General features: G+C 67.2%; 19 protein-coding genes and 1 pseudogene. 8 read left to right on the top strand and 12 right to left on the bottom strand.

What is annotated here, in order from left to right:
- Nucleotides 1–81 precede the first annotated feature (81 nt).
- The 7 genes from AB0I23_RS26435 to AB0I23_RS26465 form a co-directional block, all read right to left on the bottom strand.
- Nucleotides 82–1,587, bottom strand: a complete 1,506-nt coding sequence (locus AB0I23_RS26435) for an ATP-binding protein (protein WP_359112868.1) — start codon at nt 1,585–1,587, stop codon at nt 82–84.
- A gap of 26 nt (nt 1,588–1,613) precedes the next feature.
- Complete coding sequence (locus AB0I23_RS26440; protein WP_359112869.1) at nt 1,614–2,066, bottom strand: DUF6238 family protein; 453 nt, start codon at nt 2,064–2,066, stop codon at nt 1,614–1,616.
- A gap of 26 nt (nt 2,067–2,092) precedes the next feature.
- Nucleotides 2,093–3,565 carry an SCO6880 family protein gene (locus AB0I23_RS26445; RefSeq protein ID WP_359112871.1) on the bottom strand — a complete coding sequence of 491 codons (1,473 nt, stop codon included), beginning with the start codon at nt 3,563–3,565 and terminating at the stop codon, nt 2,093–2,095.
- 143 nt (nt 3,566–3,708) lie between these two features.
- A complete protein-coding gene (locus AB0I23_RS26450) occupies nt 3,709–5,070 on the bottom strand; it encodes an SCO6881 family protein (protein WP_359112873.1) in 1,362 nt (453 codons plus the stop codon).
- A gap of 28 nt (nt 5,071–5,098) precedes the next feature.
- Nucleotides 5,099–5,788, bottom strand: coding sequence for a hypothetical protein (locus AB0I23_RS26455; protein ID WP_359112875.1), 690 nt, complete (start codon nt 5,786–5,788; stop codon nt 5,099–5,101).
- Nucleotides 5,788–6,096, bottom strand: coding sequence for a DUF6112 family protein (locus AB0I23_RS26460; protein ID WP_359112916.1), 309 nt, complete (start codon nt 6,094–6,096; stop codon nt 5,788–5,790). The genes AB0I23_RS26455 and AB0I23_RS26460 overlap by 1 nt, the downstream gene beginning before the upstream one ends.
- Nucleotides 6,097–6,180: 84 nt before the next feature.
- Complete coding sequence (locus AB0I23_RS26465) at nt 6,181–7,326, bottom strand: C40 family peptidase (protein WP_359112877.1); 1,146 nt, start codon at nt 7,324–7,326, stop codon at nt 6,181–6,183.
- 575 nt (nt 7,327–7,901) lie between these two features.
- Between AB0I23_RS26465 and AB0I23_RS26470 the strand changes: the two genes are divergently transcribed.
- Nucleotides 7,902–8,648 carry a DNA-methyltransferase gene (locus tag AB0I23_RS26470; protein ID WP_359112878.1) on the top strand — a complete coding sequence of 249 codons (747 nt, stop codon included), beginning with the start codon at nt 7,902–7,904 and terminating at the stop codon, nt 8,646–8,648.
- Between the two features lie 96 nt (nt 8,649–8,744).
- Here the strand turns inward: AB0I23_RS26470 and AB0I23_RS26475 are convergent, their stop codons facing one another.
- Entirely contained in the window at nt 8,745–9,269 is a 525-nt protein-coding gene (locus AB0I23_RS26475) for a DUF5655 domain-containing protein (RefSeq protein ID WP_359112880.1), read from the bottom strand.
- A gap of 186 nt (nt 9,270–9,455) precedes the next feature.
- On the bottom strand, nt 9,456–10,730 hold the full coding sequence (locus AB0I23_RS26480) for a hypothetical protein (protein WP_359112881.1): 1,275 nt from the start codon (nt 10,728–10,730) through the stop codon (nt 9,456–9,458).
- 209 nt (nt 10,731–10,939) lie between these two features.
- Between AB0I23_RS26480 and AB0I23_RS26485 the strand changes: the two genes are divergently transcribed.
- Entirely contained in the window at nt 10,940–11,737 is a 798-nt protein-coding gene (locus tag AB0I23_RS26485; protein ID WP_359112883.1) for a hypothetical protein, read from the top strand.
- 1,432 nt (nt 11,738–13,169) lie between these two features.
- Here AB0I23_RS26485 and AB0I23_RS26490 read toward each other — a convergent pair.
- Nucleotides 13,170–13,292: pseudogene (locus tag AB0I23_RS26490) on the bottom strand (NUDIX domain-containing protein); the annotation flags it as partial.
- On the opposite strand from AB0I23_RS26490, the gene AB0I23_RS41775 reads away from it, so the two are divergent.
- Nucleotides 13,288–13,563 carry an ATP-binding protein gene (locus tag AB0I23_RS41775; protein WP_436847001.1) on the top strand — a complete coding sequence of 92 codons (276 nt, stop codon included), beginning with the start codon at nt 13,288–13,290 and terminating at the stop codon, nt 13,561–13,563. The pseudogene AB0I23_RS26490 and the gene AB0I23_RS41775 overlap by 5 nt on opposite strands.
- 175 nt (nt 13,564–13,738) lie before the next feature.
- Here the strand turns inward: AB0I23_RS41775 and AB0I23_RS26500 are convergent, their stop codons facing one another.
- A complete protein-coding gene (locus AB0I23_RS26500; RefSeq protein ID WP_359112886.1) occupies nt 13,739–14,962 on the bottom strand; it encodes an ISAs1 family transposase in 1,224 nt (407 codons plus the stop codon).
- Nucleotides 14,963–15,343: 381 nt separating this feature from the next.
- Here AB0I23_RS26500 and AB0I23_RS26505 point away from each other — a divergent pair, with 381 nt between their 5' ends.
- The 5 genes from AB0I23_RS26505 to AB0I23_RS26525 all read left to right on the top strand — a co-directional run bounded on the left by AB0I23_RS26505 (nt 15,344) and on the right by AB0I23_RS26525 (nt 22,083).
- A complete protein-coding gene (locus AB0I23_RS26505) occupies nt 15,344–17,137 on the top strand; it encodes a hypothetical protein (RefSeq protein WP_359112888.1) in 1,794 nt (597 codons plus the stop codon).
- Nucleotides 17,137–19,287, top strand: a complete 2,151-nt coding sequence (locus AB0I23_RS26510; RefSeq protein WP_359112890.1) for a DEAD/DEAH box helicase family protein — start codon at nt 17,137–17,139, stop codon at nt 19,285–19,287. Before AB0I23_RS26505 ends, AB0I23_RS26510 begins: the two co-directional genes overlap by 1 nt.
- Nucleotides 19,288–19,349: 62 nt before the next feature.
- Nucleotides 19,350–19,535, top strand: coding sequence for a hypothetical protein (locus AB0I23_RS26515; protein WP_359112892.1), 186 nt, complete (start codon nt 19,350–19,352; stop codon nt 19,533–19,535).
- Nucleotides 19,532–21,610: an AAA family ATPase gene (locus AB0I23_RS26520; protein WP_359112894.1), complete on the top strand. Its 2,079-nt coding sequence runs from the start codon at nt 19,532–19,534 to the stop codon at nt 21,608–21,610. The genes AB0I23_RS26515 and AB0I23_RS26520 overlap by 4 nt, the downstream gene beginning before the upstream one ends.
- Nucleotides 21,610–22,083, top strand: a complete 474-nt coding sequence (locus AB0I23_RS26525; protein ID WP_359112896.1) for a DNA phosphorothioation-associated protein 4 — start codon at nt 21,610–21,612, stop codon at nt 22,081–22,083. Before AB0I23_RS26520 ends, AB0I23_RS26525 begins: the two co-directional genes overlap by 1 nt.
- 66 nt (nt 22,084–22,149) lie before the next feature.
- Here AB0I23_RS26525 and AB0I23_RS26530 read toward each other — a convergent pair whose 3' ends face one another.
- On the bottom strand, nt 22,150–23,892 hold the full coding sequence (locus AB0I23_RS26530) for a DUF262 domain-containing protein (protein ID WP_359112898.1): 1,743 nt from the start codon (nt 23,890–23,892) through the stop codon (nt 22,150–22,152).
- Between the last annotated feature and the right edge of the window lie 3 nt (nt 23,893–23,895).

The following is a 23,895-nucleotide window of genomic DNA, read 5'->3' on the forward strand; positions in this document are numbered from 1 at the left end:
TGGGAGAAGTGGGCACGGTTGGTCCTCGTTCTTGTGCCGGTGCCCGCCGGGAAGGCGGTAGCGAGCGGGTGGGGGCGGAGCTTAGGCCGACATGCGGGCGTCGGTGTCGAAGAGTTCGCGCTCGGCCGGGTGCAGGATGTGTTGCGTGATGAAAGAGCGGCCTGCGACCTTCCACAGGCCCCGGCCCTTGGTCAGGGCGGACACCGCGTGGGTCTCGACGCCGGTCAGGCCGAGCAGCGAGGCAGCGGCAGCGAGCTGGTCTGGTTCCTGGCGGTAGATGATGCGGGTGGAGCAGTCGGCCAGGAGGCCCTCGGCAAGCACCCGGCCGCGCGAGCCGGCATCGCCTGCCGAGAGCAAGTCCGACAACCGGTGAATGACCATCAAGTTCGCGATACCGAGCCCGCGGGAGAGCTTCCACTGCGACTGCATGCGCTCCAGCAGACCGACGTGCCGCATCACCCGCCACGCCTCGTCGTAGATCACCCAGCGTCGGCCTCCGTCCGGGTCGGCGAGCGCACTCTCCATCCACGCGCTCGCGCAGGTCATTGCGAGGACCAGCGCGGTGTCGTCGCCGGAGCCGCCGAGGCGGGAGAGGTCGATGGACAGCATCGGGGTGGTCGGGTCAAAAGTCACCGTCGAAGGGGCGTCGAACATGCCGCTCAGGTCGCCGTGCACCAGCCGGCGCAGGGCGTGCGCGAGGTCCTGCGCGGCCGGCCCCATGCGTCCGGCCTGGTCGCCGAGGGCTCGGTCGAGGCGCTCGGGCGAGCCGAGGGTGTGCGCGATCTCGCCGAGCAGCGGCACCGTGCCGCTGGCGTCGGCCTCGGCGACGGCCAAGTCGAGGGCGAGGTCCAGGGCGGTGTGCTCCATCGGCAGGAGATCGCGCTTCAGCACGGTGCGTGCCAGACCTGCCAGGAGCAGGAGGCGGCGCTTTCGGACCTCGGTTACCCAGTCGCCTTCGCTCACCGAGGCGGGCCGGGCCGGAGCGTCCAGCGGGTTCAGCCGGCCCGGGAGCCCCGGCCCCAGCGCGATGCTGTAGCCGCCGAGTGCCTGCGCGACCGCCGTCCACTCTCCCTTGGGGTCGCAGGGAACGTAGACCCGGTAGCCGTGGGCGATTGCCCGGGTGGCTATCGACTTGGCCAGCGCAGACTTTCCCATGCCGATGATCCCGGCCAGGACGGCGTTCGGATTCGTGAAGCCCTCGATCCGCCCGCTGGAGTACAGCGAGAACGGGTCGTAACAGAACGCCGCCTCCGCGTGCACGTCCCTTCCGATGAAGATGCCTTCCGCGCCCAGGCCGCCCTCGGCGAGGAAGGGGTAGGCCCCGGACACGGTGGCGGTGGTCATCCGGTGGGCGGGCAGGCCGAGCTTGCCGCCCCGTGCCGAGGACGGGCCGGGGCGTCCAGCGGGCGGGTAGGTTGGCCGCAACTCCGGGTCGAGTGTCTCCTCGGCACGGCGCTTGGGCGGGGCTCCGGCGAGGCGGGCCTGGCGGCGGGCCTCGGCGAAACCGGCACGGGCAGCCCGCTGCTCGGCCCGCGACGACTTGCGGGGGACGAACAGGTTGGTCGCGCTGGCGCGGGTACGGGGCATGAACGGTTCTCCAGACGGAAGGCGGGTCAGCGGCGTACGAGGCCGGTGAACGGCGCGTGCAGATCAGCGGGGGTGGTACGGCGGCGCACCAGGTCCGCGGTGCGCTGGTGGCGCTGGCAGATAGTCAGTCCGGGGGCGCCTTCGGGCAGGCCCGCCTGGAACCCCTCGGGCGCGGGTACCTCGCCGGAGCCCGGCCGGGGCGCCGCGTGGTAGGCGGCGTGGACGTGGTCGGCGGCCTGCCAGATACGGGTACGGGCGGCACGGAGCCGCTCGCCCTCGGCCGGGACGAGGTGCCCGGTGCGGGCGGTGTGGGCGTCGAGCAGTCCGTGCAGTGAGACGAGATGGGCGTGCAGGGCGTCGAGCTCGGTGCGGGTGGTGACGAGCGGACCGCCCGGAAGGTTGAGCGCGCGGTGGAAGTCGAGCGCGGCGGTGGCGAAGGGCACGAAGTCCTGCGCGGTCGTGCCGGAGGTGCGGGACATGGAGTGCCCTTTCAGTGGGATCGGCGTCAGACGGTGAGGGCGAGCGGCATGGCGGCGGCGGTGAACGCCTTGGCCTGCTGCCAGGTGAGCGGCCGCAGGTCGAGCTGGGCACCGACCGCTGCGGTCTCCACGACCGCGCACGCGGAACGGAGTTCCTCCTCGGAGTCGGCCGAGACGGTCAGCAGCCCGGTCATAGCGATGTCCGCGTGCCCGGCGATGAGCTGACGCTCACGGGACTTGATGTCCTGGTACTCGATCGAGTCCGCCTCGGAGTCGACCTGACCGCGCCGGGCCCGCTCGGCGGCATCGGCGATCACGCTGGCCTTCCTGCGCTGGACATCGCGCAGAGCGGCGTCCAGCCCCTTCGGCTCGTACGACAGCGACAGCGTGCGCCGGACCCCGGCCGTGAACAGGAGCTGGTGCAGAAAGCCCGCCGACGTCTCGGTACGGGGCCAGTTCTCCACCCAGTACGTGGCGTGGACGGCCGAGTCGGTTGCGATGTGGTCCGCCTTCTCGACGACCACGACCGGGCCGGCAGCGGCGGGCTCCGCCTCCGGACGACCGGCGGTGGACCAACGATCGAGCGCGGCAAGGGCCTTGGGGTCGTACGCGATTCGCACGACGGCCGCGATCTCGCGGGCGGTGAGCCACCCGGTGGGGTTGAGCCCGGCTGTCCGTGCGGCCTGGTCGAAGGTCGAGGTCAGCTGCGCCAGGACGCTGAAGGAGCCGGTCAGGCCACCTCCGGCCTGGTTGATCAGCCGTCGGGCTGCCTTGGCGTCGAGCGACACCGCGACGTACGCCTCGTGCGGGGCCGCCGCCGGGCCCGCACTCTGAATCAGCTCGCTGTAGATCGCCCCCGCCACGGGGGCCTCGGGCCGGCCGTGCTCCTCCCAGTACCGGCGCAGGGTATCGCCGGAGTCCGGGACGGTGCGCTCGATCACCTGGATCCTGGCCACCTGCCCGGTCCGGGCGAGTGCGGCCAGCGCGCGTCCCCAGCCGCTGACGTTGGAGTTCTGGGTGCCCGGGTCGAGCAGCGCGTAGGCGCGGGAGGAGACCTTGACGACGGCGGTCAGCGTGCCGGTGTGGGGATCGTGGACCGCACCGTACCGGCCGTCGGGGGCGGTGAGCACGCGCAGGCTGGCCGCGGTGCCGGGCAGGTGGAGGAGTCCTTCGCGGACCGGGCGGTGCGAGGGTCGGGTCAGCCAGACGAGCTGACGCCGTACCCGGCGCAGGGCGTACCGGGTGACGATCGGAGCCCAGTCGGCCAGCGCACGCCCCCGATGGCGGACGAAGACGAGAAGGGCGATGACGGCCCAGAGCGGAATGAGCGCGAGAGCGCCGACCACGCCGCGGGTGAGGATCACCGCGAGCAGGAGAAGGCCAGTGAGACCGACCACGATCAGCTGCGGGGCGGTCAGACCGAGCAGGACGCCGCGTCGGCTGCGGTGGGGAAACTTCACGGTGGCCGGGGCGGCTTCGGTCGAGTGCTTGTCGGACATGGTGGTTCCAGACGATGGGAGCGGACAAAGGGCGAGGCGCGCGGCGCTCTTCTGGAGGTCATGGCAGGGCTTCGTTTCTGGTGATCGGCGGCGCGGGGTACGGGGGCGGGCTGTGAGTACAGCCCGCCCCCGGCTGTGGTGGGTCAGGACCTCGAAGGCGGCTGGCTGGGGTAGACCCAGCTCGCCGGCGTCGGGGAACCGGTGGCCGACGGCCCGGAAGAGAGCGGCGGCGATGCGGCAGGGACGCCTCCGCCATCAGGGGCAGTGCTGACGGGCGGCGCAGCCCCCGCGTCGGCCATGCTGCTGCTTGGGGCCGACACAGCAGTCACCTGACCACCTGAGGTGACCCCTTCGACACCGCCGGTTTCGCCTTCACCGGGCCGGGTGATGAGCGGCGGTACGCGGAAGTGGGTCTGCGGCTTGGACGGACCGCCGTCGATCCCCTCCTTGCTGAGGTTGCCGCCCGAGGGGTCGATGCCGGAGACGACACCGTCGGTGCCTGCGCCGGGAACCCTGCTCGGGCCCTGAGGGGCGGGAGCGCCGGCGCCGCTACCGGCCCGCATCGCCAGGGTGCCCGCGGTCTTCGCCGCCCCTGCGGCGACCGCCATGCCAGCGACGCCCGTGCGGTGCAGGTCGTCGTGGCCACCGCCGTCGCTGGCCCAGTGGACGAACTTGTACGTCGCGTACGGGCACAGCAGGACCAGGACCATGACGACAATGCCGGCCATAGCGTCGGACAGCGCGGCCATGCCGTCGCTGGCATCCGACTTGCCCATCGCCGAGACCCCGATGAGAAAGACCACGGTCATCAGGAGTTTCGAGACGACCAGGGTGGCGGTGGCCTCGATCCAGCCACGCCGCCAACGCTTGGCGACCTCCCAGCCTCCGCCGGCTCCGGCGAAGACGGCGAGGGCGACCATGACCAGGACACCGACCTTGCGGGCGACCATCACCCCCCAGTACAGGAACGCGCCGATCGCGCACCCGAGGGCGACCAAGGCCGACACTCCCCAGCCCAGGCCGTACATCGCCCCCAGCAGGTTGACCTTCACCACGCGGCGGATCGCATCGTCGACGGAGGTGTTGGCTGCTTGGAACAGGTCGTCGGACAAGGCGTCGACCACGGTGATGGCGACAGAGGTGAAGGCGATGGCGCAGAAGCTGAACAGGACGCCGGTCATGGTGCCGACCGCGGCCAGAGCCAGGGCGCGTTCGTCCCGTCGCCAGGCCGCGAGCATCAGCTGGATGCAGAACGTTCCGACGGTCAGCGCGAGCCCGATGGGCAGCAGCAGTTCGTAGTTGTCCCTGAACCACGTGGCGTTGAGATCGATGGCGGTCGTCGCGTTGACGGCCTTGGCGGCGAGATCGGCTGCGCTGGCGGCCAGCTCTCCGGACGACTTCGCGATCCACGCCCCGATGCCGTCGGTGACAGCCCCGGCGGGGTTGGCGGCGAAGTCGACGGCGCCGCACACCTTGTCCATCAAAGGGAAGTCGCAGACTCCCATGGTGATACCTCCTTACTTACGTGAAGAGTCAGGGCGCGACGGATGGCAGGACGCCGACCAGGGCGCAGGGCTGGTCGGGACGGCACTGGACGGCGAGGGTGGCCACACGGCTCTCTGCACCACCGGCGGGCGAACCCTTCCAGGCGATCGACTGCTTGCCGGAGACCGTGACGGCGTAGATGTACGCCTGCGTGATCGCGCCGGGATTCGCCTGCAGGGCCTGGGTGAACGCGTTCGGGAAGTGCCCCTCGTTCACCTTGGCGGTGGCGAACTGGCCGTTGGCGGCCATCTCCTTCCACAACACGGGCGAGGGGACGACCTTGTCGACCGAGGCCGAATCGGCGTACTCGGCCTCGGTGGTCAACCACCCGTGCAGAGCGGACAGCAGCTCCGCCTGGGAGTACGCGCGGGTGTCGTAGGACCACAGAGCTTCGACGGCTGCCTTCCCGAACATGACCGGGTCTTGCGTGTTCGGCGGCACCGGGAGGGCGACGGAGTGTGCGTTCGGCGAGGGCGACCCGGACGGCGAAACCGCCGAGGAAGAGGGAGCCGCCAAACTCGACGGCCGTGCGGCGGACTCGGTGGGCCCCCTGCCGTCGCGGGTGAGGTAGGCGGCCAGGCCGGCGAGGGCGACGAGCACCACCAGGACGGCGGTGCCGAGCAGCGCCCGGCGGCGCACGAGGGAGGCGCCGCCGGGGTTCGAGGAGCGGGAAGCCATCACTGGACCTGGGACCCCAGTGTGCTGAAGAACGCCACCACGCCGTTCGCGGCACCCAGCAGCAGGGCCGCACCAGCACTGACCAGCACACCCTTCTTACCGTTGGCCTCGGCCTGGTGGCCGCCCGAGTGGTGGCCCCAGGCCCACACGCCCGCGCTGACGGCAAGAGCGCCGACCACGGCGATGATGCCGAACAGGTTGATGGAGCCCATCACCTGCTTGAGGACAGCCAGGCCCGGCAACCCGCCCTCGTTCGGCTTGATCCCGGGGTCGTAGGCAAGCTGAACGACTTTGTCGGCGAGATACATCAAGAACTCCAGTTCGATTTGGTGCACGCTGAAGCCCGAGAGAGCGGAGCGGCAGTGCGAGAGAAGGGGGAGGGGAGGTGCCGGTCAGACGACTCGGCGGGTCGCGAGAACCTGCGACTTCCAGGACGCGAGGGTCGTGATGCGGACCACGTCACCGGTGTGCGGAGCGTGGATGATCAGGCCCTGGCCGATGAACATGCCGACGTGCTCAGGGGTACTGGCCGTCCCCTCGGTGAAGAGGAGGTCACCCGGCTCGAGAGCGTCGACCGACACGGCTTTGCCCTCCTTGACCTGCGTGTACGTCGTCCGCGTCAGGGCGACCCCGGCGGCCTTGTACGCCTGCTGCATCAGAGAGGAACAGTCGCACCGGCCCATCGGATCCTTACCGTGGGAGTCGGTGCAGCTCCCGCCCCACTGATACGGAGTGTCGAGCTGCCCGAGCGCCCAGCGGATTGCCGTCTGGACCTCTCGTGAAGCGGTGGCCGGGATCTCGTACCCATCCGGCACCGCGCCCGCCGGGATGGTCCCGAAGTCGGTTCCGTCCCCGTCCGTCGTGCAGCCGCCCGCGGTACCGGGTGAAAGGCTGCCGACGCTGGCCGAGCCGGACGCCGAGGGGGTAGGTGACGGGGCGCCAGCCTTCTGCAGCAGGGGCTCGATGGCCTGCTGCAAGGCGGTGGCCAGAGGCTCCCACTTGGCGTAAGCCTCCGGGAAACCCGACCGCTGCACCGCCTGGGCAGCCTGGGTGACGGACAGGGACTGCCAGCCGGAAACCTTCTTCAGCCCCTCGTAGAACTTGGTCGAGGTGCGCACCGGGTCGAGGATCTGGTTCGCCGTTCCCCAGCCCTGCGACGGGCGCTGCTGGAACAGCCCTAGCGAATCGCGGTCACCGTAGGTCAGGTTCCGCAGCCCGCTCTCCTGCAGAGCAGTGGCCAGGGCCACGACCTGCCCCCGGGCCGGAATGTTCATCGCGACGCCGGTCGCCTGAATCGTTTTGGCGTTGGGCACCTGCTCGGCCGGATCAACCAGCCCCGGAACGGAGACCGAACTTCCCTTGCCACCGTCCAGGATGGCCTTGACCTGAGTGGCCACCGCTGCGGTATCCACAGCCTGTGTGCCGCCGGTCGAACAGGACGCGAAGGCGTCGGAGGCTCCGATGGCGAGGACCGGAACGGCCAGCAGCAGCGGACCGGAAGCGAAGAGACCGACGACGGCCCCGGTGGTCTTCTTCACCGCCACCACCGTTCACCGAGGCGGCGGTGCCGGCCGGGTGACGGCGGCGGATCGGGGCGCGGGCGTATCAGGGCATGCTGCATCGCAGCGGCTCCTCGGTGTTCGTAGGAGGCGCGGTGCCGACTTCTCGTGCAAAGCCGTCGGCACCGCGCCGATGTGCATCCGCCGCTAGGCGGGGCCGGGCCGGGGGAGTTGATAGCTCCCGGACACCGGTCTCAGGTCACGCGCGGCCGCCGACCGCGCTCGTAATCTCAGGCAGTACACCGGGGCTCCTGACGGCGTGCGGAACAAGGGACGATGTGCCATACCCGCAGCTCGTTCGGAGGAGACAACACGGATAAGCGCAGGTCAACGGGGGTGCAGCGAGGCTCCGGCCCGGTGACACGGCGAGACAGTAGACCGGGATTCCGGCCGCACCAAACGACTCGCGAACCCAGGCCCACAGCGCGGTCCACCTCGTTAGGCCCGGCCGAAGATCGCCGCTAACCTCCGGCACAACCCCGCCCGAGATGAACTCGGTTGAGTGCCGTCCGGTGCGGGCCCAGACCCGCTGTGCCCTGAAAGAGGCCCACCACATGAGCTACACGCTGCACCGAGGCGACGCCCTGACCGTGCTGAAGACCCTCCCGGACGAGAGCGTCAACGCCGTGATCACCGACCCGCCGTACAACTCCGGCGGACGGACCAGTTCGGACCGCACCGGTCGCACCGCGCGGGCCAAGTACGTCACCAGCAACTCGGCGCACGACCTCGCCAACTTCCCTGGGGAGAACCGCGATCAGCGCTCGTACCGTTCCTGGCTGACCGAGCTGCTGACGGAGTCGTACCGGGCCTCGACCGAGCATGCGGTCGCCGTCGTCTTCTCCGACTGGCGCCAGGAGCCGACCACGTCCGACGCCCTGCAGATGGCGGGGTGGACCTGGAGCGGCACGATCCCGTGGATCAAGCCCGCCAGCCGGCCCCGCAAGGGCGGCTTCAAGCAGTCCGCCGAGTTCATCACCTGGGGGGTCAAGGGCAGCCTGGCCAAGAGCCGGGACCTATACCTCCCCGGCCACTTCATCGCCTCCCAGCCGCGCAAGGACCGGGTACACATCACCCAGAAGCCTGTCGAGATCATGCAGCAACTTGTACAGATCTGCCCCGAAGGCGGCACCGTCCTCGACCCGTTCACCGGCAGCGGCTCCACGGGCGTCGCGGCTCTTCGCGAGGGGCGTCGCTTCGTGGGCGTCGAGCTGTCCTCGCACTACGCCGACGTCGCCGAGCAGCGGCTCCGCGCCGAGCTGACGAAGGACGACTTCTCCCTGGCCGGACCGGAGGCGTGATCATGAGAGCGAAGGACCCGGGGCCGGCAGGCCGCGGACGCCAAAGGGCGGCTGGAGCATCGAGTAACCGATGCGCCAGCCGCCCTTCTCGTTGCGTCAGGCCGCCTCGAACGCCCGCCGGATCAGCGGCGCCGCCTTCTCCAGGTCGGCCGCCGAAACGAGACGCACCTCCAGGTCCCCGGTCCCCAGGTGCCCGACGCCGCGCATGTCCCAGGTGAAACCCTCCTCCAGCGCGACCGTGTCCGGGTCGACTCTGAGATAGACCAGGATCGCCTCGTGCTTCGGACGGAAGATCACCGACGCGACGTTCACCAGCCGCCGGTAAGCGATGTAGTGCCACAGCGGCGCCACCTCGACCTCGCCCCACGCCGTGAGCGCGTCGTCCAGCTCCGCGTACAGGTCCCGCAAGCACTCCGGGACGAGTCCGGCACCCGCCGGCGAAGGAGCCACCGGTGCCAACGGCGCACTGCCAACCGCCGCATCCCGCTCCCGGCTCCGCCGGGGCGAAACGACGTTCGGCGAACCGGGCGAGGAGTCGACGAGCAGCAGGCTCAACAGGCCGCCCTCGAAGACCCGGTAGCGCACCAGGTCGATCCGCTCGGGCAGCCGCTGCACGGCCACGCGATCGTGGTGGACTGGGGAAGAGGCAGTGTTCCATGCGCGCGCTATTCCCCAGCGGGCCTCCGGGGTGGCGAGCATTCCGGCGCGATCGATGGTTGGTGACCAGGCAGGGCGGCGTCGTTCAGGGGATCTCTGATGTCGGTCAGGTCGAGTGGGGCGAGCATCGGCCGGAAGACGGTGATTTCTCTACTCGTCCTGCGCGAGCTGCAAGGGCTCGTCTTCGGCTGGCGGAAGGACTTGGAGGATTTCGCCGGAAGACGTCATGAGGTAGCGAATCTCGGTGTCGCCATCGATTCTGGGCGGGGAGACTTGGTCGCGGAGCCGCTCTTGTCGCGCCGCCAGTGACTTGTCGGAGTCGTGCCAACGGCCCTTGAGCTCAACCTGGGTGAGGCGTTCGGTCAGTTCGGTCGCGACCGCATCAGCGTCCTCCAACTGATGAACCTGCGACTCCACGAACTTCCGCAGTGCAGCGTAAGGATTGGTGGGATCCGCGAGCGCTAGCGATGCCGCGTCGGCAACCATTGCCTTGCGTCGTATCGCAATCGCCGCTCGCGCCAAGTGAAGCTCCCGGATGAAGTGGTCAGTCTCCTTCTCCCTGCCGCCAAGAGTCTCCTCCAAGCGGCGATAGTCGACCTTGCCGTCGTCGTCCACCAGCTCGTCGATGACGCCGCGGTGCTTCTCCAAGAACTGCTGAGAGCGATAGAACTCGTCGTCCGCACGATTTAGGGCGAGCTCAAGATTTGGATTGCGGCCGTCAAGCATCAGGCTGATCGCGCGGGACAACTGAGCATCGGCCGACCGCTGATCCTTGATCCGTTCGATGTAGTGACGTTCCTCCTGGCGGCCCAGGATGGCTTCAACTCGGCGTTGGTGCGCCCGCTGTTCACGTTGAGCCACCATGTCCACCGCAAGGACAGTTCCGGCGACGGCCAGCACCGGCCAACCTGCCGCGACTGCTCCTCCAGCAGCGACAGGCTTCAGAACGGCATGTGCTGTCTTGCCGCCGCTGCGAGAAAACCCTCTGAACCCGGAAGTTCCGACGGCCTTGACGAGCTCTGCACCCTTTGGCAGCACCACCCGGAACAACGTCGGGCTCTTTGGGTTGAGGGCCTCCACGATCCCGGCCATTGCCTGCTGAGCCGCCGCGTTCACTGGCACAGTCCGGAACTTCGCGACCTCCGGCTCGCTGACCGGGTAGTACTCGACAGCGACTGGCGTCGCTGCGGCTTCGAGCGCATCCCAGATCGCGGCGGACGTCGAGCCGACGGATCGGAGAACGTCCTCGGGGACCAGAAGCCCTGCTGGAGGGAACTCGGGGCGAACTTCAACCACTGCCGTGGCGCTTGGTGTGGTGTGCCCGCCCGAGGCGGTGGTGGTGCTTCGCGAGAATCTCCAGAGCAGCCACGCGGAGACAAGCATTGCGATAGCGACAACGGCGACCAGCGCAATAGGCGTCGACATCAAGTCAAGTCCTCCGACCAGGCTGCGATGGTTGGTTCAAACCGCACCCGAGCATAGCGAGGACCGCCGCCATACCGGGATCACGCTCGCGTCGAACGGGGCACGGAAGACCTCGAACCGGTACCCAGTACTACAGCGGCGCCCCGGGCGACCAGGCCGAGCGCCCAAAGGAGGCGGCTTGTCAGGGGTGCCTGGCAGGATGCTGTGTCATGGGTGGGAGATCCGAAAGTGATGAGGCATATGTCCTCGACCTCTGCGACGAGTATCTCGGTGAGGTCGCGCAGCGGCAGCACCGCTTCGGCTGGCTACGCGGCGACCCCGGCGCTGACGGGCGCCGCGTCAAGCTGCCCGTCGATGGTTACTGGCCGCAGCGCAAGCTTGTGGTGGAGTACCGGGAGCGCCAGCACGATGAGTCGGTCCCGTTCTTCGACAAACCGGACCGGTTGACCGTCAGCGGCGTCCATCGCGGCGAGCAGCGGGCCCTCTACGACGCACGCCGGGACAGCGAGATTCCCGCGCACAAGCTTCGCCTCGCGGTCATCCGCCCAGATGACCTCGACGCCGACGCACGGGGCCGCCTGCATCGCCGAGACCGGCAGGCGGATCTGGTGGCGATCGGTGCGCTCCTTACACCCGTGCTTCAGGCCTGGCCCAGAGACGAGGACCGGGTCGTCGATGCGTTCCGCACCTGGCTCACCGACGCCGGCTGGACCGTCGTGCCGCCCACCGACCGGCACACCGACCTTGAAGCAGAACGGGACGGCGAACGCATCATCGCCGAAGCGAAAGGGCACACGAGCCAGCCTGACATCGACGCCGACATCGCTTACGGGCAGCTCCTGCGCCGGATGACCGCACCACCCAGCGTGAGCGTGCGGTATGCGCTCGTCGTCCCAACATCAGGTCTTTGGCACGCCCTCCGCGTGCCGGAGCACGTCCGCGAGAGGCTGGGCATCGCCGTCTACGAGGTGACGGCCGACGGAAGAGTCACCGCACACGGACCGTGAGCACAATCAGGACCGCGACTGCCGGACCGACGGGTCGTCACCGTGCGGTCCGGCTCCCTACGTCGGCCGCCCGGTCCTTGGAGAAGCGGGGGAGCGGCACCGTTCACCTCTCGTCGGGCTGACAAACGGCGAGGTAGTCGGCCCAGCTGTTCTGTGCGTACTGAGCCCAGCGGTACGCACTGCTGGTTGTGACACCGAACAGATCGCTGACGACGATGGGCGGCAACACGCTGACCGCTTCGATCATGGCCGTGTTGCGGGCTGAGAGGCTGGGCAGGTCGTTCTGATTCATGAGGTTTTGGAGCCTGCTTGAACTCAGGGGCCTGCTCGCCGGTCGGCCAGGAAACAGGAAGCGTGGTGTGTCGGGCAAGGGCTGGCGGAACATCGAGTCGCCGGCTGGCCGGCTGATCTGTTCTTCGATGAGCCGCGCCAGCTTGGGAGGCAGAAGGACGGGGTTGCGGTCGATGGTGAGGTAGGCGGAGTCGGCATCGTTCTGGTGGAAGCGGTCAGTCGTGAGTGCGAGGATCCGGGTGATCGGCAGGGCGTAGAGCCGGACGAGCGCACCGGTGATCCGTACTTCCAGGGGCAGGGACTCGTCGTTGAGGCATCGCCGGAGTTGCGCCTGGTACTCCTCATCAGGGAGGAAGCTGGCGGGGAGCGCCGCTCGGCGAGACGGCAGCACGAGCTTGCCGGTGAGGCCGCGGGCGGTGGTCCACCGGATGAACGTCGCCAGTGCCCGGCTGCGGGTGGGGTAGCTCGTCAGCCAGAGGTCCATGTCCTCCTGGGTGGTGGCGCTCAACTCGATGTCGCGCGCGTCCAGCCAGGTCAGGAACTCGGTGGCCACCGTGATGTCTCTGCGATCGGCGGCAGCAGCTTCCGTCGTGTAACGGCCGCGCGTCGCGCGGCGTCTGGCGTCGCGGACCACGCACCACTCGGCGAACGGACGGATGATCCGCAGCTGGTGCGGCGGGAGTTTTCGCACGGTGTCCCTGACCCAGAGCTGAAGGCGGGCGAGGGTTTCCTGGCGGTGGGGCAGGATTCCAGTGGATACCAGCACCTCGCGGATGTAGCGGGTGGCTGCGTCTTGTGGCAGGTCGTCCACCACCTCGTGGGTGATATCGGTTTGCTCGGTGGCGAGTTGTGCCAGGAGCGCCGCACTGGGCCGATCGCGAAGCCAGAGGGGGACGGATAGCGGCCGGGGAGCGTTCGTGAGTGCGTCGACGAGTGGCTGGAGTTGCTCGGGCAGCGTGCCGTCCGGACCGGCGAACAGCTCGCGGGCGCGCTCGCCGATGACGCAGCGGGCGCAGATCCCGTCGGTGTGGATGTGGCCCGCCCGGCCGCAGCTGCGGCAGAGGAAGTCGAGACCCTCCGTGCCCGTACAAGTCCCGCATATGTCTTGGCCTTCGGGCGTCAGGGCGACCAGGACCCGGTCGTTGCCGCAAGTGGCGCAGGCTGCCGGGTGGACCCCTGTCTCGTCCAGCGTCTCGCGCACCGTGGTGGTCTCTGCCTTGCCTCCAGGCTTGATGACCCCTGCCGGGAACTGCCAGGTGATGCCCGGCGTCCTCATCGGGGTCAGCGACCGCGATCCGCGGCCACCTACGCCCCGAGCGAGCGACGGCCACGCCACCGGTGGCCGAGGACTGCTCCTGACCCAGACCATGGCCAACCGCTGGGGCTACTACCCCGAGCCGTCTCCTCCAGGAAAGACCGTCTGGGCCGAGGTGCCGACGCAACCCAAGGAAGCAATCACCGGCCCGTCCGCCGGTGGTCCGGAAGTCACCCCGCTCGTGATGGGGCAGGTTCTCACCGCCCTACGCGAGCTGTGACCGCGGGGCGTGAGTGACTAGTGTCTCGTGATCCTGTTCATGTCAGTTCGAGTTGTTATTGACGAGTTTCTTCACATTGGTTGCTACGAGTCGGACCTTCGCGAGGACCTCGCCGGTGGTCGCTGTCCAGGTGAACGGTTTCGCTGTCGTGTTCCAGGAGTTGATCAGGGCGGCTTCAAGTTCCCGGTAGGAGCGGGCTGTCGGTGATGCCCCAGATCCAGACGGCGTGTTCGGGTGCGTCCCGGATCGCTCGGGTTGTCTTGGCGATGTTGTCCGCTCCCAGCAGTCGCAGCCTGCCGATGGCCAGGTTCCGCAAAGCGGCCATCGCCCGCGGCGCGCTGCCGGTGTGGACGGTGGAGGCGTCCTCGGCGAACACCACATCTCTGACGTGGTGGCTGGAATTTTCGATTCCCCAGTGCCCGCGCACGTATCCGCCCAGGTCAGCAGGGCTGGCCTGGTGGGTATCGAGGCTGGTGACGGCGTAGACCGTCTCCCGGGTCTGCCGCTTGCCGCTCTCCTGGCGGCGCCGGTGGATGCGCAGGGCCAGCCGCGCTTCCGGGAAGGCGATGCCGCCCAGGTTCGCCGCGATGGCCATGGTCTTGACCGAGCGGGACTCCCGCCGCCCGTGCCCGGTCCCGGAGACGCTGTGCGCCACGGGTACCTGCTCCCATGGCAGGGCCTTGACCTGGGCCGACGCGGTCGGCTGGTTTCCCTTGATCACCGCGATGTAGTGGGCTTTCTTCTCCTGCACCAGCCAGCGGACCTGGTCCTTGACGCTGTGCAGGGCGTCGAAGGTGACCACGGCGCCGGTCAGATCGAGTGGTTCCAGCAGCGGGCGGAAGGCGGCCGTCTCGTTGGTCTTGGCCCCCACATCCTGCTGGGCCAGGGTGACGGTGGGGGCGTGGGTGACGGCGGACAGCAGGTGCCGGTGGCGCTGCTGTCGGTGCGCGGAGCCGGACAGCGCCTTGCCGTCCACCGCGATCGCCGGCCGCGGCGCCGGGCCGGTGGTGCCGACGCCGGTGTGGTCGTGTTCGGCCAGGTAGGCGCCGATCACGGCGTCCAGGGCATCGCCGTCGAGGGCGGCCAGGAGCCGGGTGAGGGTGGCATGGGACGGCGCGCGTCGACGTCCGGGCAGGTGGCGGCGGATGCCGAGTTGTTCCAGCACCGTGGTGGTGGCGCGCTGTCCCCACTCGGTGATCTCGGTGATGGTCCGGGCGCCGGAGACGACTGCGCAGGCGCAGATCAGCAGCAAGCCGGCCAGGGGATACCACCGCCCGCGACGCGAACGCGGGTCGGGTACGCGCCGGAGGTGGGCGCGCAGGCGGCCGGTGTCGTGCTGGTGGAGGGGGCCCAGTTTCGCCAGGACGGCAGGGATCGGGGAGGATGGAGCGGCAGGCACGGGACCTCAATGTGATCAGCTGGCATAGACACCCTGGTGATCACCGGTCTCGTGCCTGTGCTGTTGCCACGTCAACTCCCGCCGGGCACGGACGATCTACGCGATCCCGGAACTTGCAACCGCCCTGAGGCGGGCGTGAGGCTGTAGGACCGCGGCCGCCGTCCGCGTCTACTGCAGTTCAGGGAACCATGGGTCAATTTAAGGCGTCGCCCGTACCGTTGGCATCAGTGCTGTCGCTGGTCTACCAGGAGAGAGGGGTGTGCTGGAACGAACAACCCAATGACGCCTTTTAGCGTGTGATGATCGGCCACCCGATCGCCGCGTGTGATGAGGAACTGCTCCCACCGCGCTGACTATCGTCCCCTCCTACCTCTGAAGGCCATGAACGCGTTTGACCGTTGGTACAAGGGGCTCAGCAGCTTCAACCGGGACCTCGTCCTGCAGCACTTCTGCGCAGAGGCTCCAGTTCCGCTGGGTGAACTTGCTTCCCAGCATGCCCTTCTTCGGGAGACTGCGCGGCAGTGCCGAAACTTCCTCATGGACGAGTTCAACCGCAGTGTCGAGGGGGATTCGATTCTCTGTGCCTGGATAGAGCACGCCGAGCTTGACCTGCGGAAACCTTGCCTCGTCAGTTCGCTTCTGGACCGCCACGCCTGGCTTGGCGAGAATATTGGGGACAGGCTCACCGTCCTCCGCCTGTTCACCGGCATGCGCTGGCTGGATGCGACCACCTCCGCGTCCCCGACCGGACAGTGGATCTTCATGGATGATCTGGAAGAGTGTGCCGCCGCCGCGGTGAGAGCCCTTGATCTTGATGTCGGTGAGGTGATGAGCCTGTCGACAGCCTCCGCTCTTCTCGATGCACGCCAGGTGCCTGTCCCGAGCGATCTCGACACCCTGCGTCGGTGGCTGATCCAGTGCGGTCTTGACTGTGAGGGCAACCAGATCTCGTTGACTCGCTCCAAGCCCAAGCCGATTGAGACCGCTGTCGTCTCCGGCGGGCTGTCCGAGCTGGTCGAGCAGCTGTCCGCCCTCCTGCTAGTAAATATGAACGGCGAGAGCAATCTTACTCTCGGTAACCTTCTTGGTGAGGCGGAGGAGGCGGACGGGGAGCTTGGAGTGGTCTCGCGCATGCTCCGCGACGCCACCTTCACGGCGAGTGAGGGCTGGGTTGTGCAGAATCGCTCCACCGATTCCGAGCGGCGTCGAGTAGTGCAGGGCGAAGGGGGCTCGGCGGAGCAAAGTGCTACGGAGGGTGATAGCCCTTCGAGTGCGGCCGAGGAAGTCAAAAAAAGGGAAGCAGAGAGTGACGGGTCCATTCCGTTTGCAGGCGCGCTGGCGGATGCCGGCGAAGCGGGTCTGGAGGCGTCGCCCGGAGACCTCATCGCGCAGCTCCTCGAAGGCTGCGCTGAGGGCATGAGCACCTCGCTCATCGAGGGGGCATTGGACGGAGTCGTGCCACATGGAGAAGTGACAGAGGCGCTCTTCACGGATGCGCGCTTCGCGATCACGGCCAGGGGAGCCTGGTGCCTCCAAGCCGGTTCCTACACGACTGCACCCTCCGCTGCAGCGATCCCGGCCCAGGGGCTTTCCTCCCGAGAAGACGCAGCGCCCGCCTCGATCACCGAGGCTGCCGGCGGCGCCGGCTCGCGCGGCGGGCTTCAGCGTGAGCGTGAGCGCCTCGACAAGGTGGAGGCCGCCTTGCGCGAGGCGGACGCCCCGCTGACTGTCGAGGAGCTGAAGGAGCGCACGGACGTCGCCATCGGGATCCATTATCTCCGGCAGCAGATCGAAGGGGACGCCCGCTTCAGCCGGAGCCAGCGGAACCAGTGGGCGCTGGCTGAGTGGCACCTCCCGGTGTACAAGCCGATCAAGGAACTGATCTCTGACCTGGTCGATGCCCACGGCGGCCAGGTCGAGGCAGACAAGGTCGTGGCGCTTCTTCGCCGAGACTTCGACATCAAGGAGTCCAGCCTGCGGGCCGCCATGTCCATTGCGCCATTCACCGCACGCGGAGGGGTCGTCCGCCGTATAGGGGAAGACCTGGGCTCCGAGGAAGCAGCTGTCCCCGCAGCCCGCACCTCTGAGACCGACGCGTCGGCCGAGCAGCAGCCCCGCCCCGTCGACGAGGCCCCCGACGTGGACGACCTCATGGACCACCTGGGGTTGATCTGATGGCGGCTTCCCCTTTCCTCCGCGACTGCGGCGCGGAGTCCGACTACCGCAGCGACCGTAACAACCTGGTCGAGGACTTCTACTTGCCTGCCCTCGCCGCCTCCACCACCTACGATCGGGCCGTGGGCTACTTCGCCGCGTCCGTGGTCGCCACACTCGGGCAGGGAATCGACGAGTTCACCGCACGCGGCGGCACCATGCGGATCATTGCCTCCCCCTACCTCGATCCGGCCGACATCAAGGACATCGAGAACGGCTACGCGCTGCGCGAGGTCCTCCAGCGCGCTGCCCTCCGCGACCTGGAGCAAGCGGTCGAGGACGCGCGGGCAGCCCGCAGCCTCGGCAAGCTCGGACGACTGGTAGCCGAGAACCGAGTCGACTTCAAGCTGGCATACGTCGAAGAACGGGGCCGCGTCGGCATGTACCACGAGAAGATCGGTGTCTTCCGGGACGGTCGAGACGTCATCGCCTTCAAGGGCAGCGCCAACGAGACCCGCTCCGGTCTCGTCGGCAACTTCGAGGCGATCGAGGTCTACCGGAGCTGGGACCCGGGCGACACACGTCGAGCCGCGCGCATAAGCAAAGACTTCGATGATCTCTGGGAGAACCGCACGCAGATGCTGCGCGTCATCCCATTCACCGAGGCCGCCAAGGTGATTGTCGAGCGCAGCGCACTGGCCACCGCCGACCAGTATGAGTTGGACGACCTGCCGACCGGCGGAACCCCCATCCGCACCACGCCGCTGCCTCTGCCCGGCACCCTGGCGATCCCGCCCAGCCTGAAGGTCCGCGACTACCAGAAGGAAGCCGTCCAGAACTGGTTCCGCAATCAGTGCCGAGGCATCCTCCGTATGGCCACAGGCACAGGCAAGACCCTGACCGCACTCTCCGCCGCCTCCCAGCTCGGCACGCTCCTGCGACAGAACGACGCGTTCGCCTCGCTCCTCACTGTCGTTGTGGCCCCGTACCAGCATCTGGTCGACCAGTGGGCCAAGGACGTCGAGTGGTTCGGCGTGACACCGCTGCGCGCCTACGAGTCGACCAGTAAATGGTCCCCGCGCGCCCACAACCTGCTCCAGAGCATCGCCTTAGGAGGTAGCCGTGGCGGCGTCATCGTTACCACCAACGCCACCTTCGGCGGCGATGCTTTCCAGACCCTGCTCGGCTCCTACCGGGGGCACCTCCTCCTCATTGCGGACGAGGCCCACAACCTAGGCGCCGCGCACCTGCGTACCCGCCTCCCGGAGAAGGCCCAGTACCGCCTCGGTCTCTCCGCCACCCCGGAGCGCTGGTTCGATGAGGAGGGCACCGACGCCCTCACCGACTACTTCGACCGAGTCGTCTTCGAGATGGGCATCGGCGAAGCCATCCACCGCGGTGCCCTGTGCCGCTACACCTACACGCCTCTCCTCGTGGAGCTGGACGACGAAGAAGCCGAGCTGTACGCAGAGACCAGCGCGAAGATCGCCCGCCTGATCGCGGCTGGCACGGATTTGAAGGAGACCGCCGACCGGGACAGCCCGCTGGGCCGACTCCTGAAGAAGCGCGCCGATATCATCGGCCACGCCCGCGGCAAGCTGGAGATCCTCCACGCGGAGATCGAGAAGCGCTGGGACACCAGCCACCAGCTGATCTACTGCGCTGAGGGCAAGCACCCGCTTCTCTTCGAGCAAGGTACCGACGGCCCGCGCCAGATCGACCAGGTCATGGAGATGGTCGGCAACGAGCTGCACATGCCCGCTGCCCGTTACACCTCGGAGACGAAGCGTTCCGCCCGTTTGGACATCCTGCGCCGTTTCGAGAACAACGACCTCCAGGTCATCTCTTCCATGCGCTGCCTGGACGAAGGCGTGGACGTCCCGGCCTCCCGGACCGCCTACCTCCTGTCTAGCTCCTCCAACCCCCGCCAGTTCATCCAGCGCCGCGGTCGCGTCCTGCGCAAGGCGCCCGGCAAGGAGCGCGCGGACATCATCGACTTCGTCGTCGTGCCTCCCGCAGGCGGGGACGCGATCCAGTACGAGACCGAACGCAGCTTGCTCCGCCGCGAGCTGGCCCGCGTCGAAGAGTTCGCCTACCTCGCGGATAACGAGGGGGACACCCTCAATGTCCTCCGCCCCGTACGCGAGCGCTACGGCCTCTTCGACACCTGAGACCCCATTGCAAGTCCCCATTCCTTCCGTACCCGCTACCTCAACAACCAGGAGTCACACCCGTGAGCGACGAAACAGCCGGCCAGCCTCCTGCACGAACGGTGCGTGACGTCCTAAACGAGCTGCCGCGGGAAGCCAGGATCCTCGTCCAGAAGGTCATCAACCTGGAGAACGAGAATATCCACATCAGGGAGACAAGCAAGGTCGTCCCGAAGATTATCGAGACCGTGAGGGAGCTGACCAAGTGAAGCTGCTCAAACTGACGCTGAAGAACTTCCGTGCCTTCTACGGCGAGCAGGTCCTCGACCTATCCGTGGAGGATGGCAAGCCCGCCGTCCTCATCTTCGGAAACAACGGTGCCGGCAAGACCACCTTGCTCAACGCGTTTGCCTGGGCCCTCTACGGCACCTTTTCGGACGACGTGGAGCAGCAGCACCGCGTCATTCACGACAAGGCATGGGCGGACACGGCGTTCGGGGAGGACATCACGGCCTCGGTGCGGCTGGACTTCGAGCACGACGGGACCCGGTTTTCCGCGGTCCGGCAGGTGACCGTCACCAAGGAGAAAGAGGAGCAGGAGTCCGTCAAGCCTGTTTTGACGGTCACAGAGATTGGGACGGACGGCGAAGCCCAGAGCATCCACAACGGCCAGGACCGGATTGAGAAGATCCTTCCCCAGGGCCTGCGCCAGTTCTTCTTCTTCAACGGTGAGCGCATGGAGAAGATGTTCTCCGGCGACGAGAAGCGGGAAGGCGAAGGCAAGAACCAGGAGGTGCAGAAGGCCATCAAGACGCTTCTGGATCTGGAGGCCATCGAGCGTGCTCTGGAGGACCTGCCGAAGGTCTCCCGAAAGCTCGCCAGCGAGATCGACTCCAAGGAGGACAGGAGGCTGAAGCAGCTGTCCGACCAAATGGGCCACCTCGCCACCCGCGAGAAGGAAGAGGTAGCAGATATGCTGCGCCTCTCCGAAGAGATCAGTGCCTTCCAGAAGGAAGTCCAGTCCATTGACCGCGCCCTGCTCCAGAACAGGGAGGCGGAGCCGCTCCAGAAGAAGCGGGACTCACTGACCCGCCGGATCAAGACCGCGCATGACCGGCACGCGGAGTACAAGAGCCGCAAGCGCGAGCTGCTGTCGCGGCACGGCTTCCTGGCCCTTACCAACGGCATCGATACCAAGGTGATTGAGCTCGCGGACGAGATGCGCGAGCGCCGCCAGCTGCCCGCAGGAATCCAGCGCAGCTTCATCGAGGACATCCTCGAAGCCCACCTGTGCATGTGCGGTCGTGAGGTCCGCGAAGGGACCCCGGAGTACGAGGAGCTGGACAAGCGCAAGTACAACGCTGGCCTCGAGGACGTCCAGGAGAGCTGGATGCGGGTCAGCGGCAAGATGAAGAACCTGGAGGAGAGGCGCCAGGAGCTCCTGGAGCAGCTCACCCTCAATGCTTCCGACTTGCAGAAGGCGGACGCTGAGATCAGCGAGCTGGAAGCGGAGCGTTCCGATGTCGTTCGGCAGCTGGAGGGGGTGGACATCCAGGATGTTCAGCGCCTCATCGAGCGCCGCAAGAACTATGTCTCCAAGGAGACTGACGCCCGCGTCGCGTACAAGGAGGCCGAGAACAAGGTCGCCGCGATCAAGCAGGAGGCGGAGGCTACAGCCCGTCAGTACCGGAATGCTGAGGGCAAGAGCGAGAAGGCTCGCAAGGTTCAGAAGCAGGTCGAGCTCGTCGAGAAGGTGCGTGCCGCGCTGAAGGAGATCCTCGAGATCAAGACCGAGGAAGTCCGCGACCAGCTCGACAAGAAAGTCAAGGCGGTCTTCTCCCGGATCTTCATTAAGAGCTACGTACCCGAACTGAACGACGACTTCGAGCTGGAGCTGCACACCGCGAGCGGAGTGGCCATCCGCTCCACCGGCGAGAACCAGATCCTCGGCCTCAGCTTCGTCGGCGCTGTCTCGGAGGTTGCCAGGAACATCAGTGCTCGAAAGAAGAACAAGGGGGAGGTGACCATCGAGACCGGCAGCGGCGGTGTCTACCCGGTCGTCATGGATGCCCCCTTCGGCAGCCTCGACCTGACTTACCAGGAAGAGATCTCCAAGGCCCTGCCGGCGCTGACCTCCCAGATCATCACCCTGCTCTCGCAGTCGCAGGCGCGGGGCAAGGTTCTGGAGAACCTCCAGCAGGCTGCCAATCAGATGTACGTACTGCGCTCTTACACACCGAACCGGTCGGCGGACGAAGAGATGATCGTGATCAACAACCGGGAGGTTCCGTACGTGTCACACGGCGACTTTGAGCACACTGTTTTGGAGAAGGTGACCTTCTGATGGCCTACTCGGACCGATTTCGCCGTCCCCAAGAGCATGAGGATCTGCTCGGTAAGCTCACCGACAGAAAGACCGGGACGTTTGCGACCATGGTTGAAGCGATGATGTTCGCCGCGCTGCTCGGCCGCCGCCGAGGTGAGCGCCAGCCGTTGAACGAGGCCGACGAGCCGATCCGCCTCGCGCTCATGGAGAGCCGGGACTACGGGGAGGTGCTTCTCGACATGCTTGGAGCCGTCGAGTGCCCCGACGACCCGAAGATCCTCAGTGCGGACCGCCAGCCCGAGCGGGTCCTCATTTTCGAGGAGTACGCGAACGCCGGCTTGTCCCACCTGCAGACCCTTATAAATCGTCAGTCCGACCAGGACCTGGACACGATCATTTCGAACCTCGTCCTCGAGGGACTTAGGACGCCGCCGGAGGAAGAGAAGGACGACGTTGGCGACATCCTCGCCAGCGCTGATCTGGACTGGTAAAGCCTCTTTTCCAGGGCAGGGTGGCAGCCGGAATCCATTCAGCTGCCACCACTGGTGTGCCCTGCGTCAGCGCGGCCAGGTCTTGACAGCGAGCCCGGCAAGGACGGTCTGCCGAAGTCGGATGCTGTCCGGGGTCCACGCGCTCTTCTCGCTGATCTTTCTGGTCAGCTCGAAGCCCGACGCCTTGAAGACCTCGACCTTTTCGGCAAACGACTTGTTCCCGATCTTAGAGTTCACTCCAGTCTGCAGGAGCACCATGTTGCCAATGCGGTAGACCCAGCTGGCGGCGTCCTGCTTGTCCCCGCTCTCCTCGATGAAGTCTTCCCAGTCGGCTTCCTTGGCGTTCTGCGGGAACACGTGCTCCAGGTTGACCTGGCTCGGGTTGCTGTTGGGGACAAACTCGGGCTGGGACTCCTTTCGCCTTGTCGTCTCCAAGGCGCTCAGGTAGTACCGGGCAAGCTTGGAGTCACTTCTTCCGACGGTGGCGAGCGCGAACTGCTCCCTGAAGTCGGTGTCGGAGGGGATGAGGTCTTCGACGCGCAGTCGGACCTGCGCGGTGGTGGTGACCTCGCCCTTCCGGATGGCGACCGCGATCTGAGAGTACTGGTCCTCAAAGCGGCCGCGGTTCATCATGCTCATAATCATGCCGCGCACTGACCAGTTCACCATGGCCCGGAGGAGCTTCTCGAGCTCGTGGGAGTGGAAGTGCTCGACTGCCGCCAGCAGGAGGATCTTGTTGGGAACCAGGCCGAACATGGCGAGCGTGTCGAGAGCGGGACGGTGACCGTTGCCGCTGCACTTGGTCGCCCAGAAGTCGCTCTCCGGGTTGGAGAGCGCGGTGGAGGTGTGTGCGGCTGACAGAAGGTTCTCCGAGAAGAGCAGCGCCTCCTGTCGGAGGGTCACCTCCTTGCGCATCTCCGCGTAGAGATCGCGCTCGGTGATCTTGCCGACCTTCGAGCTCCAGTAGTGACGCAGGAACTTGGTGAACTTCGCATCGGCGGCCCCGAGCTGGAGCGTCCCGAGTGACTGGTGCCAGTTGTTCCGCACTGCGTTGAGGTTCTGCTGCTCACCGGCGGCTCCGAAGAGGTGGTTCTTCAGGAGGTCCGCGGTGGTCAGGTCGGCGCCTCGGTTGTTGAGAGTCTCGAAGATCACGTAGGCGTCTGCCTCGGTCGGGGTCTCGACCACGGCGAGCTGCGCCCGGTGCTGGATGTAGCTAACCCATTTCTCGAGGACGTTGGCTGCGTCCATCCCATGCAGGCTGCGGAACTGCGAGACCTTTTCCCGGAAGAACCGGTACGCCTTGACGATGTCGGAGTCGGTCCTTGTGGGTTTCCCCGGGAGCGCGGTCTCAGTGGTGATCCCGAGGAAGTCGGGGCTGTCGCTCTCGTTGAGCTTGAGGTGCGACTCCGCGTACCTGTCGTTCCATGCCTTGCTGGCCAGGAAGGTGCGGCTGATGCCCACAGCCTGGGAGTCGTCCGCCTTGAGCAGGTTCCCCTCCAGGGCTCGCAGCTCGTCGCGGATGGCAGCGATCAGGAGAGAGGAGGTGACCAGCCGTTGCTGGCCGTCGATGATCCGCTTCCGAGTCCCGTCGCCGTCCTGGGTGATCACGATCGTGCCGAAGAAGTACTCCTCCTTCGCCCCGCCGTTGATCGCCCGGCTCAGGTCGGTCCAGTAGTCGAGGACCTCCTGCTCCACCTTCCAGCAGTACGAGCGCTGGAACTGGGGAACGATCAGGCGATTGTTGCGCAGGACCTCACCGATGCCGACGAGGTAGAGCTGAAGCGAGGTGCTGCCATGTCCCGATGCCATGTA

The organism is Streptomyces atratus (assembly GCF_040655115.1).
GTDB classification, from domain to species: domain Bacteria; phylum Actinomycetota; class Actinomycetes; order Streptomycetales; family Streptomycetaceae; genus Streptomyces; species Streptomyces atratus_D.

What these genes read in the sequence shown, in the direction of transcription:
- AB0I23_RS26435 (WP_359112868.1), bottom strand. Translation starts at nt 1,587, where the DNA reads ATGCCCCGTACCCGCGCCAGCGCGACCAACCTGTTCGTCCCCCGCAAG.
- AB0I23_RS26510 (WP_359112890.1), top strand. Translation starts at nt 17,137, where the DNA reads ATGGCGGCTTCCCCTTTCCTCCGCGACTGCGGCGCGGAGTCCGACTAC.
- AB0I23_RS26460 (WP_359112916.1), bottom strand. Translation starts at nt 6,096, where the DNA reads ATGTATCTCGCCGACAAAGTCGTTCAGCTTGCCTACGACCCCGGGATC.
- AB0I23_RS26455 (WP_359112875.1), bottom strand. Translation starts at nt 5,788, where the DNA reads ATGGCTTCCCGCTCCTCGAACCCCGGCGGCGCCTCCCTCGTGCGCCGC.
- AB0I23_RS26485 (WP_359112883.1), top strand. Translation starts at nt 10,940, where the DNA reads ATGGGTGGGAGATCCGAAAGTGATGAGGCATATGTCCTCGACCTCTGC.
- AB0I23_RS26470 (WP_359112878.1), top strand. Translation starts at nt 7,902, where the DNA reads ATGAGCTACACGCTGCACCGAGGCGACGCCCTGACCGTGCTGAAGACC.
- AB0I23_RS41775 (WP_436847001.1), top strand. Translation starts at nt 13,288, where the DNA reads ATGCCCGGCGTCCTCATCGGGGTCAGCGACCGCGATCCGCGGCCACCT.
- AB0I23_RS26530 (WP_359112898.1), bottom strand. Translation starts at nt 23,892, where the DNA reads ATGGCATCGGGACATGGCAGCACCTCGCTTCAGCTCTACCTCGTCGGC.
- AB0I23_RS26450 (WP_359112873.1), bottom strand. Translation starts at nt 5,070, where the DNA reads ATGGGAGTCTGCGACTTCCCTTTGATGGACAAGGTGTGCGGCGCCGTC.
- AB0I23_RS26480 (WP_359112881.1), bottom strand. Translation starts at nt 10,730, where the DNA reads ATGTCGACGCCTATTGCGCTGGTCGCCGTTGTCGCTATCGCAATGCTT.
- AB0I23_RS26440 (WP_359112869.1), bottom strand. Translation starts at nt 2,066, where the DNA reads ATGTCCCGCACCTCCGGCACGACCGCGCAGGACTTCGTGCCCTTCGCC.
- AB0I23_RS26525 (WP_359112896.1), top strand. Translation starts at nt 21,610, where the DNA reads ATGGCCTACTCGGACCGATTTCGCCGTCCCCAAGAGCATGAGGATCTG.
- AB0I23_RS26445 (WP_359112871.1), bottom strand. Translation starts at nt 3,565, where the DNA reads ATGTCCGACAAGCACTCGACCGAAGCCGCCCCGGCCACCGTGAAGTTT.
- AB0I23_RS26505 (WP_359112888.1), top strand. Translation starts at nt 15,344, where the DNA reads ATGAACGCGTTTGACCGTTGGTACAAGGGGCTCAGCAGCTTCAACCGG.